Origin of the sequence: Pseudomonas sp. Teo4, from assembly GCF_034387475.1 — a bacterium.
In the GTDB taxonomy this organism is placed as follows: domain Bacteria; phylum Pseudomonadota; class Gammaproteobacteria; order Pseudomonadales; family Pseudomonadaceae; genus Aquipseudomonas.
The window spans coordinates 861,677-876,479 of record NZ_JAXCIL010000002.1; the positions used below are offsets into that span (position 1 = coordinate 861,677).

Consider the following 14,803-nt stretch of genomic DNA (forward strand, 5'->3'; position numbering starts at 1 on the left):
ACCCACCCAAGCACGGCCCTGAAAGGCGATGAGCACACTCAATGTCAGTGATAGTTGTATTTTATTTTGCGCGCTAATTAATTGAGCGCAATATTAACTCCAGGCAGCAAGCAGTCGTCGCCAACCTCACTGAACCTGGAGAACGATCATGACCCTCAGCAAAGCATTCACCTTCGCCACTGTCGCCTTGGTCACCAGTACCGGCGCCTTCGCCCAGCCCGTTGAAGCAACGCCCTACCACTACGGCATGGCGCTGGATATCGCCCAGGTGATCGCCGTGCAAACCCTAGCCACCGCTCAAGGCCATACCGCTACAGCCACCATGACCTACCGCGACAGCAGCGGCCAGGTCCGTACCCTGAGCTACAGCCAACCCAACACCACGCTTGCCAACCAGAATTGATGCGCACCGGCAGAACCAGGCCCCTTTGGCGGCCTGGTTCGTTCATGCTCACGGCAAGTTCAAGACCAACGCGGCCTCGACGGCCCTCAGCAGTACGTCTTCATTGAACGGTTTTCCCAGGCAGGCCACCGCCCCCTTACGCATGGAGGCCTCCAGCGCCGCGTCATCCCAATGCGCCGACATGCAGATCACCGGTAAGCGCCAGCCCAACCTCGCCAGTTCGCCCTGCACCTGCAGCCCTGTCAGGCCAGGCATTTTCAGATCCAGCAGGACACACCCCGCCTGACGCGCCTGTGGCGACGCCAGCAGCTCCTCGCCTGAACCGAACAGCAACGTGTCAAACCCGGCCGAACGCAACAGGTTGGCCAGGCTTCTGCGCACGGACGCATCGTCGTCGACAATGCACACCCAGCCGCTCATGCAGCGCCCTGATCTTCACAGCGAGCGCCCGCATCGATGACATGGTGCATGGCGACCAACTCGACCAATGAGCGCGACTGCATCTTGTTCATGATGTTCTTCTTGTGAACCTTGGTGGTGACTTCACTGGTGCCGATGGCCTTGGCAATCTGCTTGTGCGTCAGTCCTCCGACCACCAGTGAGAACACTTGCCGCTCGCGCTGGGTCAGGCGCCCGTACTTTTCGCGAACCTGCCGTACATGCCACCACTCGCGCCCCTGCGCCAAGGCACGCGCACGCACCGACTGCAGCAGCTCAAGCAGCTTGTGCTCATCGAAGGGTTTGGTGAGGAATTCCACGGCGCCCGCACGCATGGCCTGAACCGTCATGGGAATGGTGCCGTACCCGGTCATGAAAACAATCGGCCAGGGGAGCTCAAGCCTGTGCAGCGCCTGCTGTACGTCCAGGCCGCTGGCAACGGGCAGGTTCATGTCCAGTAACAGGCAGGCATAGGGTGTATCGCACGGCGTTTCGAACAGTTCCTCCGCCGAAGCGTACAGCCGATGGGGAATATCCTCGGCGCGCAACAAGCGACCAAGGGCCGTGCGCACTGACGGGTCGTCATCCACCACCAGTACCAGCACGGTTCCACTGTCGTCCACCGGCGGCCCGGCGACAATTGAGAGCGGCGACTTGCCGGGTACCGGCGCCAGCACATCGTTGGACATTTCCGCCGCCAGCCGGTAGCCCCTGCGGGGTATGGTCTGGATCAAGCCCCGGTCGCCAAAGGCCTTGCGCAGCAGCGAGATCTGCACTTGCAGGTTGTTGTCTTCCACCACCGTACCGGCCCAGACCTGGCTGAACAGCTCGTCCTTGCCGACCACCCGACCATTAGCCCGGATCAGTGTCGCCAGCACCTCGAATGCACGCCCACCCAAGGGCATCGGCTTGCCGTCCAGAAACGCTTCCCGCCGCTCCAGCGACACCTGGGCATTGCCTATTCGGATCATGGTCTTCTCGAATCTCGCGGGTCCGGGCGGTTGCGCAGCCCCGTGCAATCTAGGCCAGCATCCACGTTCATACAATTATCCCGAGGGATAGGTTCGTCTTTGGACTATACAAGCACCCACCTCCACCCAGGTGCTGATAACGGTCAAGATGGTTCCCGTTCCTGCCAAGCCGGTCGCATGAAGCTTTCAGCAGAGCTGCGCTGCGTATACTCGCGCCCTTGGATGTCGCTAGCAGGGGGTGCTTGATGCTCGATGAACGCCTCGCTCACAGGCCCATCGATTACGACCAGTCGATCGATGACGGCTGGCTGGGCCGCTGTGACATCACGCCCTTGGGCCAGGAAGGTGATCTCACTTACTTCCGCCTGAGCGACCACAGCACGGGCCAGGCCTGGGTGGCTATTCGCGCACCTCTCGAAGCCCCCGCCGCTTGCCAGCGCCTCGAGCGCAACTACCGGCTGCAGTTGGACCCGCATTGGGCCGTGCTGCCCTCTGCCTTTGTCCGCTCTGCCGAAGGTCCGCTGCTGATCTACCCGGCAGGCCGCTCGATCAAAGACCTGATTGACCTCGGACCAGCCGCACTGCCGACGTTCCTCGACGTAGCGACCAACGCCGCCACCGCATTGGCCCAGGCCCATGAACGCAATGTGCTGCATGGTGCCTTGCAACCACACCATGTGTTCGTCCAACACGACCTGAGTGTAAAGATCGGTGGTTTTCATGCCGACCCTCCCGAACTGGTCAGCGAACAGGAGACCCCTGTCGGCAACTGGTCCTACCTCGCCCCTGAACAGATCTGCCCCCATGGCAGCAGCAGCGACCGGCGCAGCGACATCTACGCTCTGGGCGCGATCCTCTACCAGCTGCTCCTTGGCGAATTACCGTTGGCTGGCCGTGACAAATCGCACTGGCGGCAATTGCACGCCGGCGTTCAGCCCAGAGCGGCCTGCGAAGTCGACGCCAACGTACCCCAGGCTCTGAGCCAGGTACTCGACAAAGCGCTGGCCAAGGAACCCGACGCCCGTTACCAGAGCGCACGGGCACTGGCGATTGAACTTGCCCATTGCCAGCGTCATTTGGCAGCGAAAGGCACACTCGATCACTTCGAGCCGGGCTGCGCCGACCCGATATCAACCAGTCGCGAGCGCCTCCATGGGCGCGCGGCCGAACTGAAAACCATCGCCCTGCTGTTCAAGGCCCTGCGCCGAGACAGCAAGCCCCAGATGCTGCTCATCAACGGGGCCACCGGCATGGGCAAGTCCAGCCTGGTCAATGCCGCGCTGAAGGCTTGCGCCGAAGGTTATTGGGCGACTGGCAAGTGCAATAGCCTGGAGCAAGCGGTGCCTTATGCACCGTGGCTGGAAATCCTCGGCTCACTGGCCACGCAGCTCCTGGCCAAGAACAGCGAAGACCTGGCCTCGCTACGGCATAAGATCCTGCGCCGCCTCAAAGGCCGCGGGCGGTTGCTGGGCAAGCTGGCCCCTGACCTGCAACTGATCATCGGGCCGATGGCGGAACTGCCGGAAAAACCCACGCGTCTGGCGTTACAGAAAGAACTGCGGGCAGTGGTCGAGTTTCTAGGGGTGTTCAGCCGCCCCGGCCACCCGCTGGTGCTGTTCTTCGATGACCTGCAATGGGCCGACAGCGCCACCTTGCACCTGCTGGCAGAGCTGCTCGCCCATCCCCCCGCCAGCCTGCTGTTGATTTTCGCCCGGCGCAACGACACATCGCCAGGCAACACCATGCCCACTCGCCCTGAGCTAATACGCTGTACAACCCTCGACTTGCGCCCGCTCTCTGTTGGTGCGGTGATGGAGCTGATTGGCGAGCGCTACCACGTGCCCCCCGAAGAAGCGATGCAGGTCGCGCAACTGGTGCACGCCAAGACGGCTGGCAACCCTTTCTTCATCAACCAGATACTGCAAGCCATGGTCGAAGATGGCCTGCTAACCTTCGACACCCAGACCATGCGCTGGACCTGGTCGTTACAGGCCGTGTCGCAGCACCGCTATGCCGACAACGTCGCCGACCTGATGGTTGACCGCCTGGCACGCCTGCCAGCGGCCCAGCGGGATGTATTGCGCCTTGCCAGCGCTGCGGGCGGCCGTTGCGATGAACGACTGCTGGAAAAGGTGTTGCCCACCGACGCGAGCTGTCTTGATGAACAACTCAAGGCGCTGGTGGATGCGGGCTTCCTGCTGCCAACCCAGAAAGGCCTGGGTTTCGCCCATGATCGCGTCATGCAAGCTGCCTATGAGCTGACGCCTCTGCATGATCGAGCAACGCAGCATGCACGCATCGCCATGGCCATGCACCAGGTTTGGCAAGACGACCTGCACAGCGCCGTGTTCGAGATCGCCAACCAGGTGCAGCGCGCCAGCCCTTTGGTCTTAATGGCAAACGATTGCGCTGCATTCCTGAAGTTGCTGCAAGACGCCGCGCTACGGGCACGCGACAGCGCCTCATTCGAACAGGCTGCTGGGTACCTCGCAGCCGGCGAAGCCTTGTTGGGGCACGACACTGAAACCGAAGCATTTGCCTTCGCCTGCCTGGCGGCAGAGTGCGACATGCTGATGTCGCGCATGCCTGACGCCGAGGCTCGCATCGAACAATGCCGACAGCGCGCTCGAACGCCGTTGCAGCATGCCCGTGTGTGCAAGCTCAAGGCACGCTTGCATACCTTGCGGTCCGACTACGAACCCGCCATCGAAGCGGCGCTTGCCGGGCTTGCCCTGCTCGGGATCACCTTGGCGCGCGGCAACGACCCGGAACACGTTGAGGCCGAGTACGCACGCGTGCGCGGCCTGATCGAGCAACAGGGCCGTCACTGCCTCGAATCTCTGCCCAAAGCCGAAGCCGAGCACGCGATCATCGCAATCGAGCTACTGACGACCCTCTCCTCGTCGTTCTTCGTACAGGATGACCTCTGCTGCCTGCACTTGGCCAAGATCATGGAGCTGACTCTGATCCACGGCGTGGCTCCGGGGAGCACCTACGGCCTGGCCTGGTTCGGGGTCATGAACGCCGAACGCTTCGCCGCCTACCATGACGGGCACGCCTACTGCCTGGCAGCGCTCAAGTTGATCGAGCGGCATGGCTTCGAGTCCGACCTGACCAGCGCCCTGCTCGCGCTGGACCAAGTCAGTGCCTGGACCGCACCGATGGAGTTCGCTCGACGCACGGCGTTGGAGGCCATCGACTCGGCACGTCTGAGTGGTGACCTGGCCATGGCCTGCTATGCCTGCAACCATCTGGTATCTGACTCGCTGTTCATGGGCCACCACTTGCAGACTGTTGCTGCCGAGGTGGAGCAGGGCCTTGGCACTGTGCGCCGTTACGGTTACCGGGATATCGAAGACATCCTGCTGGCGCAACGGCACTTCATCACCAGCATGAGCGCAGCTGAGCCTTGCCGAGGCGGCCTGGCGTCGGGCACGACAGCCACGGTGCCGGACGCAATCGCCACGTCCAGAACAACACGCTTCTTCCAGGCTCTATACACCGGCATGGCCGCGTTCTACCTGGGCGAAATCCACAAGGCCGTTCTCTGCCTGGATGATGTCGGCGAACACGCCTGGGCTGCCCCGGCACACATCAACCTGGCCGACTACCATCTGTTCCGCGGTCTGGCCTTGGGCAGCCCGGAAACGCCCGGCACACTTGAAATGAAACTGTCGACCCTGGGCGAACTGCGCGAGCGCTTTGCCCAATGGGCCCACTTCAACCCCATCACGTTCCGCAACAAGCTGCTGTTGATCGAGGGCGTCATCGCCAAGCTCAACGGTGATGGCCTGGCCGCCATCCGCTGCTTCGACCAGGCACAGATCGCCGCCACCGCCGCCGGGTTCATCCATGAACAGGCACTGGCCCACGAGCAGTTGGCCGAAGTGTGCATACCCAGTGGCCTGATTTCCGGCGCCAACCTGCACCTGCGCATCGCCCGGGACTGCTTCCACATCTGGGGCGCGACGGGCAAAGTCCGTCAGTTGGAGACCCTGCACCCGTTCCTGCGCACCCAGCCGGTCCAGGAAACCTACCGCTCTTCCAGCCAAGCCAGGCTGGACCTGGAGGTCGGCATCGAAGCGGCAAGGGCGTTGTCCGAAGAAGTGTTGCTGGAGGGGCTGATCGAAACCCTGATGGGCCACCTTACCCAGCACTCCGGCGCCGACCATGGCGTACTGCTGATCGTCAGCGGTGCCGAGTTCCAGATGGCGGCCCTTGCCTATATCGACGACGCGGGCCTGCATGTCACGCTGGACAACTGCCAGAAGTTCATGACTCAGGCGCCGCTGTCGATCATCAATGCCACCATGCGCACCAAGAAGCCCTTGATGCTCAACGACGCCTTGAGCGATTGCCCGGAGGCCTTCCGCCAGGAACTGCAGGTCCGGGGTGCCCGTTCTGTACTGTGTCTGCCACTGGTTATCCAAGGCGTGCTGATCGGCCTGGTTTACCTGGAGAACCGCCTGGTGCCGAACCTGTTCGGCAGCCAGCGCCTGGCCATGCTGGAGATCCTCGCCTCGCAGGCCGCCGTGTCGCTTCAAACCGCCAAGTTCTACACGCGCCTAGCGGAAGACAACCAGACCCGCGCACAGATGGAAGCCGAATTGCGCCGCTCGCGTGCCGAACTTGCCCGCAGCGCACACCTGCAAGTGATGAACGAACTGTCGGCATCCATTGCCCACGAAATCAGCCAGCCGCTGCTGGGCATAGCTTCCAACGCCGCAGCCAGCCTGCGTTGGCTCAAACGCGGCGAGCCTGACTTGGCTGAAGCCATCGCCGGCCTGGAAGACATTCGCGCCGACAGCGAGCGGGCCGCGAACATCGTTCAGGCGTTGCGCTCGCTGGCCAAGCAGTCGCCGATACAGCGCAAGACCGTGAAACTCGATGAGTTGGTGGTTGAAGTAGTACGGCTGACCTCTTCGGACGCGCTCAAGTGCGGGGTGCAGGTGAGCACCCGGCTGAACGCGGCGATTGGCGTCATGGCAGACCCCGTGCAACTGCAGCAGTTGGTGTACAACTTGATCACCAATGCACTGGAGGCCCTGGCGGGGTACCGGAACGACGGGCTGCTGCGCATTTCATCAGCGGTTGTGGGCGATGCGGTGGAAATCTGCGTGGATGACAACGGCCCAGGCATTGCGCCTGAGGAACGGGAACGGGTTTTCGGGGCCTTCTATACGTCAAAGGCGGGTGGGTTGGGCATGGGGCTGGCGATCTGCAGTTCGGTGGTGCAGGCCCATGGTGGGCGCTTGCAGGCCCAGGTGTCGGAACTGGGGGGATGCCGGATCAGATTCAGCGTACCGATCCAGCATCCCCCCGTGTAGCAGCCGGTTTGCCGGCGATTAGCTCAGATCAGCGGGCGCTCAACGCCGCATAGCTATTCATCAGGTTGCGGTAGTTGGGAATGCGCTGCGACAGCAGGTTACCCAGGCCTTCGATATCGTTGCGCCAGTCGCGGTGCAGCTCACACGCCACCGAGAACCAGTTCATCATCTGCGCGCCGGCCTGGGTCATGCGTACCCAAGCAGCCTGCTGTACGGTCTCGTTGAAGGTGCCCGAGGCATCGGTGACCACGAACACCTCAAAGCCCTCAGCCAGCGCCGACAGGGTCGGGAACGCCACACACACGTCGGTCACTACACCGGCGATGATCAGTTGCTTGCGCCCGGTCGCCTTGATCGCCTTGACGAAGTCTTCGTTGTCCCAGGCGTTGATCTGGCCCGGCCGTGCAATGTATGGGGCATCTGGGAACATTTCCTTGAGCTCGGGTACCAGCGGGCCGTTCGGGCCTTGCTCGAAGCTGGTGGTGAGGATGGTTGGAAGGCCGAAGAACTTCGCCAGGTCGCCCAGGGCCAGGACATTGTTCTTGAACTCGTTGGGCGAAAAATCCTGCACCAGCGAGATCAGGCCGGTCTGGTGGTCGACCAGCAGCACGACGGCGTCGTCTTTGTTCAGGCGCTTGTAATCCGGTTGGCTCATGAGAGTGACTCCTTGGGTTGGGTGACACGGGCCGGTACTGTCCGCACATGGCTATACCGACGGATACCTTGGTTTTAAGAATGCACGCCGATGGGTTCGGCTTTGGCCGCCAGCCGCCAGGCTTTCGGGGGTTGCCCGACCAGGCGACTGAATGCCCGGGTAAAGTGGGCCTGGTCGCAAAAACCGCATTCCAGGCTGACATGGGTGATGGGTGCCTCGGTGGCCAGCAGGCGTTTGGCCTTTTCCATACGCGCCAACAAGCGCCAGGCCTGCGGCGAGAGGCCTGTGTTGACTTTGAAGGCTCGGGAAAAGTGGCTGCGTGTGAGGTTGCAAACCCCGGCGATCTCGATGATCGACAATGAACTGCGCAGCATCAGCTCCTTGGCCTGACGCAGGCGTGCGGGGGTCAGCGCGCCGGGTGGGCAGGTGTCCTGGTGCAGGCTGTCGTGGACCGTTCGGGGGTGCATGGCGACTCTCCTGTTCAATGGGGAAAGTCTCGCGCCCGGCACATGACAAAGTCCTGAGCCAAACCTTAATAGTTCTTAAAGCTGCACTACTGGCCCGCCGCGCAATACCGATACCCTAAGATGAGTTTCGTGTTCAGCAGTCAGCCCCCTTTGGGTGGCTCGTATCAAGGCGAGAAAGGTATGCAGGAAAATCGTGCTCACCGCACCGTGGCCATGGTGTTGTTCAATGATGTGCTTTTGCTGGATGTGACCGGCCCTCTGGATGCCTTTGCCATCGCCAACCGGTTCTTGCCCGAAAACCGGCAATACCGGTTGATCACCGTGGCCGAAGGGCAAGCTGCAGTGCGCGGCTCTTGTGGGTTGAAGGCCGTAGCCGACGCACGCCTCGAAGACTTGCCCGCCGCTGTCGACCTGCTGCTGGTGCCGGGTGGCCCTGGGGCCTACGACGTCGCCTTGCCAGCGCTGGAGCGCTGGCTACCTCAGGCTGTGCGCAGCGCCAAACGGTTTGGCGCCATCTGTACGGGTGTGTTTCTGTTGGGCCGTGCCGGGCTGCTGAATGGCTATCGCTGCACGACCCATTGGAATTACGTGGAGCGCCTGGCTCATGCCTTTCCCGAAACGAAAGTGGAGACCGAGCAGATCTACGTGATTGATCGCAATTTGATCACTTCCGGCGGCATCACCGCAGGTATCGACCTGGCGTTGGCCGTGGTGGCGGAAGACCATGGCAAGGCGCTTGCCCTGGAGGTTGCCAAGGTGTTGCTGGTAGCCCGCCATCGCCAGGGCGGACAGACGCCCTATGGGCCGCTGTTAGCGGCAGTACCCCGGGACGACACACCGATCGCGCGTGTTCAGGCCTACATCGTCGATCATATCGAGCAGCCATTCACGGTGCAGAAAATGGCCGAACGGGTGGCCATGAGCAGTCGCAACTTCGCCCGCACCTTCCAGCGCGAAGTGGGCATCACACCCTTGCAGTACCTGCAGAACGCTCGCATAGATCGGGCTCGCAAGCTGCTGGAAGAGAGCGACCTGCCCTTGAAAGTGGTGGCGGCTCAATGCGGGTTCGGCAGTGACCGGCATATGCGCAAAGTGTTCTGCGAGCGGATCGGCATGACACCGGCACAGTATCGGGCGCAGTTTGGCGGGCACTGATTGTCTCCCAGAAAGAGACAATGTGTCGCCGATGCGCGGGATTGTCTGACGCCATTACAGTCTGCAAAATTGGCCTTCACACTGTACGTCGCTGCCCAGGCAGCTCATGGAGTCCGAGCCAATGCCACATGAAAGCAGCCTGCTGCAAACCGCCGTCATCTTTCTGCTCGCCGCCGTTATCGCTGTGCCCTTGGCCAAACGCCTGCAACTGGGCGCCGTCATCGGCTACCTGCTGGCGGGCGTGGCCATCGGCCCGCAGGCGCTGGGGCTGATCCGCGACACCGAAAGCGTTGCCCATATCTCCGAGCTGGGTGTCGTCCTGCTGCTGTTCATCATCGGCCTGGAACTGTCGCCTCGGCGCCTGTGGCTGATGCGCAAATCGGTGTTCGGCGTAGGTACCGCACAGGTGCTGCTGACCGGCGCGGTCATCGGAGCCATCGCCTTGTATGGTTTCGACCAGTCATTGCCCGCTGCCATGGTGCTGGGCCTGGGGCTTGCCTTGTCGTCCACCGCGCTTGGCCTGCAGAGCCTGGCCGAGACCAAGCAACTCAATGCCCCCCACGGTCGCCTGGCGTTCGCCATTCTGCTGTTCCAGGACATCGCCGCCATTCCCTTGATCGCCCTTGTGCCGCTGCTGGCCGCGAGTGGCCCGGACACCAGCCATGGCGACAGCCTGGAACATGGCCTCAAAGTCTTTGCCAGCATTGCCGCGGTCATCGTCGGCGGGCGCTACCTGCTGCGCCCTTTGTTCCGCATCGTGGCCCGCACCGGCCTGCCAGAGGTATCCACCGCCACCGCACTGCTGGTGGTGATCGGCACCGCCTGGCTGATGGAGGAAGCCGGTATTTCCATGGCCCTTGGCGCTTTCCTCGCCGGCCTGCTGTTGGCCGACTCGGAATACCGCCACGAACTGGAGTCGCAAATCGAACCGTTCAAAGGACTGCTGCTGGGGTTGTTCTTCATCAGCGTTGGCATGGGTGCCAACCTGGGCCTGCTGCTGGAAATGCCGCTGGTACTGCTGGGCCTGACCCTGCTGCTGGTGGCAGTCAAGTTGACGCTGCTGATCGTGGTGGGTCGCCTGGCCGGTGGCCTGAACAGCACCAGCGCCCTGCGCCTGGGCATGGTCCTGGCGGCCGGTGGCGAGTTTGCCTTCGTAGTGTTCAAGCTGGGTAAGGACCAAGGCCTGTTCGACGCCCAGACCTACGACCTGCTGCTGATGACCATTACCCTGTCGATGGCCATCACGCCGCTGCTGATGCTCGGCTGCGCCCGCGCACTGAAACGCCCGCAGCCACCGCGTGAGGTGCCTGAACAGTACAAGACCATCGACGCGGGCACACCGCGTGTGGTGATTGTCGGCATGGGCCGCATGGGGCAGATCGTTTCGCGCATCCTGCGGGCACAGAAGATCCCGTTCATTGCCTTGGACACCTCGGTGGATGCCATCGAGATGACCCGCACCTTCGAGCAGGCCCCGGTATTCTATGGCGACCCGCTGCGCCCTGAGGTGCTGCATGCGGCCAAGGTCGGCGAGGCGGAGTACTTCGTGATCACTACCGATGACCCGGACACCACGACCCGCATGGCCGAGCATGTGAAGCGCCTGTACCCCCACCTGAAGGTGCTGGCACGAGCGCGCAACCGCCAGCATGTTCACAAACTGGTGGACGTGGGTGCCGAACCGATTCGCGAAACCTTCTACTCGAGCCTTGAGCTTTCACGCCGCGCCCTGGTGGGGCTGGGCTTGAGCGATGAGCAGGCGGCAAACCGCATCGAACGCTTCACCCAGCACGATGAAGAGGTGCTGATTGCCCAGGGTCAGGTGCGTGACGACCGGGCCAAGGTGATGCAGACCGCCAAGGAGGCGCGGGTGGAGCTTGAGCGGTTGTTCGACTCGGATGCGGATTGACCGGCTTCAGGCGAAAGCCAGTTTCGCAATTTGAGGGTGCTCACGATGTGCGGCTTGCCACAAATCGTAGGCCGCCTGCTCAGCCAGGTACTGACGAGCATCACCAAGCCCTGCCAGCTCAAGACGATAGGCAAGGTCGGCAGAGATGGCTGCATGGCCATTGAGCACTGTGGATAACTGACCCCGTGAGTAGCCAAGATGACGAGCGAGCGCCGAAACGCTCATGCCGATTGCGGGCAGAACATCTTCGCGCAGGGACTCACCAGGATGGGGCGGATTGTGCATAGGCATTGGCTTTAGCCTCCCATGGAGCAATACGTTGGATTCTGGAGGAGATCACCAAGCCCTTTCCGGGCTGCGCTGTCGCGCAAGGAATAGTGGCCACTGTGGGAGCGGGTTTACCCGCGAAGAAGACACTGCAGTGGATGGCACGGGCTTCGCCCGTGTTCGCGGGCAAGCCCGCTCCCACAGGGATCGCGCCAGCTTTTAGAAATTGAGCAAGACAGTTGCTCCTACAAGGCCCTCGACTCAGCGAGTTTGGGCAATCCCTGCTGACAACACGGTACGTCGGCAATCTCTATGTTCACCAGTGTCTTCTCAACGAGCTTGCTTGGCGCCTTCGTACCTTCTGGTTGCGTCGTAGGATTACTCCTAGAAGCCTGCCATTACAGGGTTTGCTTCCACAACCAACACTCTAGCGCTGCATCCCCCAACGCCGCACAGTCAGCCGCTCCAGGGTATTGAACACCAACCCTTCCACCAGCAACCCGATCAGGATCACCACGGCCAGCCCCGCAAACACCTTGTCGGTGTAAAGCTCGTTGCGGTTCTGGAAGATGTACCAACCCAGCCCACCCTTGCCACTGCTGGCACCGAACACCAGCTCGGCCGCGATCAAGGTGCGCCAGGCGAACGCCCAGCCGATCTTCAAGCCCGATAGAATCGACGGCAACGCCGCCGGCACCAGAATGTGCAGCACCAGGCGCAACCCCTTGAGCCCGTAATTGCGCCCAGCCATGCGCAGGGTGTCGGAGACACCGAGGAACCCGGCATAGGTGTTCAGCGCCAGCGCCCAGAGTACCGAGTGCACCAGAACGAAGATCAGGCTGTTGTCACCCAGCCCGAACCACAACAAGGCCAGGGGCAGCAGGGCAATGGCTGGCAGCGGGTTGAACATCGAGGTCAATGTACCGAGCAGGTCGCGCCCGAGCTGGGTCGACACAGCCAGGCTGGTCAGGCCGAACGCCAGGACGATGCCCAGCACGTAGCCCTTGAGCAACACCACCAGCGATACCCCGACCTTGGCCGGCAGTTCGCCGCTCAGCATGCCGTCCCACAGGGCCGCTGAGGTTTGCAGAAAGCCTGGCAGCAACAGGTCGTTGCCCTGGTAGCGGGCGATGGCTTCCCACACGGCAGCGATGACGACAAGAATCACCGCCTTGCGCAACCAGCCCAGCTGCCACAGGCGTTGGGCCAGCGGCAGTTGGCGTTCCAGAGGCACACTGAGCAGCGGCTCCAGCTGCACCTCATATTCCTGACGTACAGGTGTAGTGGTCATGGCTGAAGCTCCTGTCAGTAAGCGATGCGAATATCGTTGAAGCCCAGGTCGGCGGCCTGCTCCGGGGCATCCGCCTCGTCGAACAGCAAACGATGGATGCGTCGGGCGCTGGCCTGGAAGTCGGCGGCGCCAAGGCTGCCGAGGTCGTACTGGTGGCTGTGCACTTCGGCCCTCACTCGCCCTGGGTGCGGCGACAGCAGCAGGATTCGGTTACCCACCACCAGTGCCTCTTCGATGGAGTGAGTGACGAACAGCAAGGTGAAACGCACCTCTTCCCAGAGCAGCAGCAACTCTTCCTGCATTTTGCGCCGGGTCAGTGCATCGAGCGCGGCGAAGGGTTCGTCCATCAGCAGGATCTTGGGCTGGGTGGCCAATGCCCGGGCGATGGCGACGCGCGCCTTCATGCCACCCGACAAGGTATGCGGGTAGGCATCGGCAAATGCTGCCAAGCCGACCTTGTCCAAGTAATGAAGGGCGCGCTCTTCGGCCTCGGCGCGCTTGAGCTGGCCAGACACCAGCAGCGGGAACATCACGTTCTGCTTCACCGTCTTCCACGGCGGCAACTGGTCGAACTCCTGGAACACCACGATGCGGTCAGGGCCGGGGCCTTTGACCGGCTGGCCCTGCAGCAGAATCTGCCCTTCCTGGGGCTCGATGAACCCGGCCACAGCCTTGAGCAAGGTGGACTTGCCGCAACCGGACGGGCCGAGCAGAACGAAGCGATCAGCACGATCGACTTCGAAACTGACCTGGTGGGTGGCCCGCACCACGCGTTGCGCGGTGCAGTATTCGAGGCTGAGGTTATCCACCTGCAGCAGTGGTGGTGTCGCGACACGGCTCAGGTTGCTGGCCGTGTGGCCTGGCAATGGGGCGGTCATGGTCGGTCAGCTCCCCTGCAGCGGGCGTTCGTCCTGGAAGAAGTAATCCTTCCACGACTCCGGCTTGTTCTTGATGGCACCGACGCGGTAGAGGAAATCTGCCAGCTTGTAGGTGTTCTTCGGCGTAACGGTGAACTCGTACTGCGGGTTGTCGATCAGCTTGATCAGCGCGTCACGGTCGATCTTGGCCTTGGTCACGCGGATGTAGGTGTCGGCAGCTGCGGCTTTGTCCTTCTGGGCAAAATCCGCCGCCTCGGCCAGGGCATCGACGAAGGCCTTGTAGGTTTTCGGGTTGTCCTTGCGGAACTTCTCGGTGGCGAATAGCAGGGTCGGCGAATTGGGGCCGAGCAGGTCATAGCTGTTGAGCACTACGTGCACGTTCTTGTTGGCCAACACCTGATCCTGGAACGGCGGGTTGGAGAAGTGCCCGTTGAGTTCAGTGCCGCCAGCCAGCAGGGCTGCGGTGGCATCCGGGTGCGGAACGGCCAAGGTGTACTTATCCAGGCGGTTGTATTCCTTGTCGCCCCACTGCTGCGCGGCGGCGTATTGCAGGAAGCGCGACTGCACCGAAACGCCCACGGCCGGCACGGCGATACGGTCCTTGTCGGAAAGGTCGGCGATGGTCTTCACATTGGGGTTGCTGCTGACCAGGTAGTACGGGAAGTTGCCGAGCGAGGCCACGGCCTTGACGTTCTGCCGACCCTTGGTGCGGTCCCAGACAGTGAGCAGCGGGCCGACGCCGGCGCCAGCGATGTCCACCGAGCCGGACAGCAAGGCATCGTTGATTGCGGCACCGCCGGAAAGTTGGGCCCAGTCGACTGCGATGTCGATGCCCTGCTCCTTGCCGTGCTTCTCGATCAGGTGCTGGTCGCGCACCACGTTCAACAGCAGGTAGACGATGCCGAACTGCTCGGCGATGCGGATCTTGCCTTCGGCCTGGGCCACCGCGGGGGCGGCCAGGCTGCCGACGACCAGGCTCGCGCCCAGGCCGATACTTGCCGCCAAGCGGCTGATGGATTTGCGCATGATGTGTTTCCTCAGT

Annotated in this window: 12 protein-coding genes; 4 read left to right on the forward strand and 8 right to left on the reverse strand. The window is 62.3% G+C overall.

Annotated features, from left to right (window positions below; all coding sequences use genetic code 11):
* The first annotated feature begins 148 nt into the window (after positions 1-148).
* The gene (locus tag PspTeo4_RS20255) at positions 149-403 is read left to right on the forward strand and encodes a DUF2790 domain-containing protein (RefSeq protein WP_322365733.1); all 255 of its coding nucleotides are present in this window, start codon (positions 149-151) and stop codon (positions 401-403) included.
* A 48-nt stretch (positions 404-451) separates the two neighbouring features.
* On the opposite strand, the gene PspTeo4_RS20260 is transcribed toward PspTeo4_RS20255, so the two are convergent.
* Positions 452-823 carry a response regulator transcription factor gene (locus PspTeo4_RS20260; protein ID WP_322365735.1) on the reverse strand — a complete coding sequence of 124 codons (372 nt, stop codon included), beginning with the start codon at positions 821-823 and terminating at the stop codon, positions 452-454.
* On the reverse strand, positions 820-1,812 hold the full coding sequence (locus tag PspTeo4_RS20265; RefSeq protein WP_322365736.1) for a response regulator: 993 nt from the start codon (positions 1,810-1,812) through the stop codon (positions 820-822). Before PspTeo4_RS20265 ends, PspTeo4_RS20260 begins: the two co-directional genes overlap by 4 nt.
* Positions 1,813-2,057: 245 nt before the next feature.
* Here PspTeo4_RS20265 and PspTeo4_RS20270 point away from each other — a divergent pair, with 245 nt between their 5' ends.
* Complete coding sequence (locus PspTeo4_RS20270) at positions 2,058-7,139, forward strand: AAA family ATPase (protein WP_322365737.1); 5,082 nt, start codon at positions 2,058-2,060, stop codon at positions 7,137-7,139.
* Between the two features lie 28 nt (positions 7,140-7,167).
* Here the strand turns inward: PspTeo4_RS20270 and ycaC are convergent, their stop codons facing one another.
* Together ycaC and PspTeo4_RS20280 are read right to left on the reverse strand one after the other, a co-directional pair.
* Positions 7,168-7,794 carry an isochorismate family cysteine hydrolase YcaC gene (ycaC, locus tag PspTeo4_RS20275; RefSeq protein ID WP_004375560.1) on the reverse strand — a complete coding sequence of 209 codons (627 nt, stop codon included), beginning with the start codon at positions 7,792-7,794 and terminating at the stop codon, positions 7,168-7,170.
* A gap of 74 nt (positions 7,795-7,868) precedes the next feature.
* Entirely contained in the window at positions 7,869-8,261 is a 393-nt protein-coding gene (locus PspTeo4_RS20280; protein WP_322365738.1) for an AraC family transcriptional regulator, read from the reverse strand.
* A gap of 180 nt (positions 8,262-8,441) precedes the next feature.
* Here PspTeo4_RS20280 and PspTeo4_RS20285 point away from each other — a divergent pair, with 180 nt between their 5' ends.
* Positions 8,442-9,416: a GlxA family transcriptional regulator gene (locus tag PspTeo4_RS20285; RefSeq protein WP_322365739.1), complete on the forward strand. Its 975-nt coding sequence runs from the start codon at positions 8,442-8,444 to the stop codon at positions 9,414-9,416.
* A 121-nt stretch (positions 9,417-9,537) separates the two neighbouring features.
* The gene (locus PspTeo4_RS20290; protein WP_322365740.1) at positions 9,538-11,325 is read left to right on the forward strand and encodes a monovalent cation:proton antiporter-2 (CPA2) family protein; all 1,788 of its coding nucleotides are present in this window, start codon (positions 9,538-9,540) and stop codon (positions 11,323-11,325) included.
* Positions 11,326-11,331: 6 nt separating this feature from the next.
* On the opposite strand, the gene PspTeo4_RS20295 is transcribed toward PspTeo4_RS20290, so the two are convergent.
* The 4 genes from PspTeo4_RS20295 to PspTeo4_RS20310 form a co-directional block, all read right to left on the reverse strand.
* Positions 11,332-11,616: a HigA family addiction module antitoxin gene (locus PspTeo4_RS20295; RefSeq protein ID WP_322365741.1), complete on the reverse strand. Its 285-nt coding sequence runs from the start codon at positions 11,614-11,616 to the stop codon at positions 11,332-11,334.
* A gap of 403 nt (positions 11,617-12,019) precedes the next feature.
* On the reverse strand, positions 12,020-12,883 hold the full coding sequence (locus PspTeo4_RS20300) for an ABC transporter permease (RefSeq protein WP_322365742.1): 864 nt from the start codon (positions 12,881-12,883) through the stop codon (positions 12,020-12,022).
* A gap of 14 nt (positions 12,884-12,897) precedes the next feature.
* A complete protein-coding gene (locus PspTeo4_RS20305) occupies positions 12,898-13,761 on the reverse strand; it encodes an ABC transporter ATP-binding protein (RefSeq protein ID WP_322365743.1) in 864 nt (287 codons plus the stop codon).
* 6 nt (positions 13,762-13,767) lie between these two features.
* Positions 13,768-14,787: an ABC transporter substrate-binding protein gene (locus PspTeo4_RS20310; RefSeq protein WP_322365744.1), complete on the reverse strand. Its 1,020-nt coding sequence runs from the start codon at positions 14,785-14,787 to the stop codon at positions 13,768-13,770.
* Between the last annotated feature and the right edge of the window lie 16 nt (positions 14,788-14,803).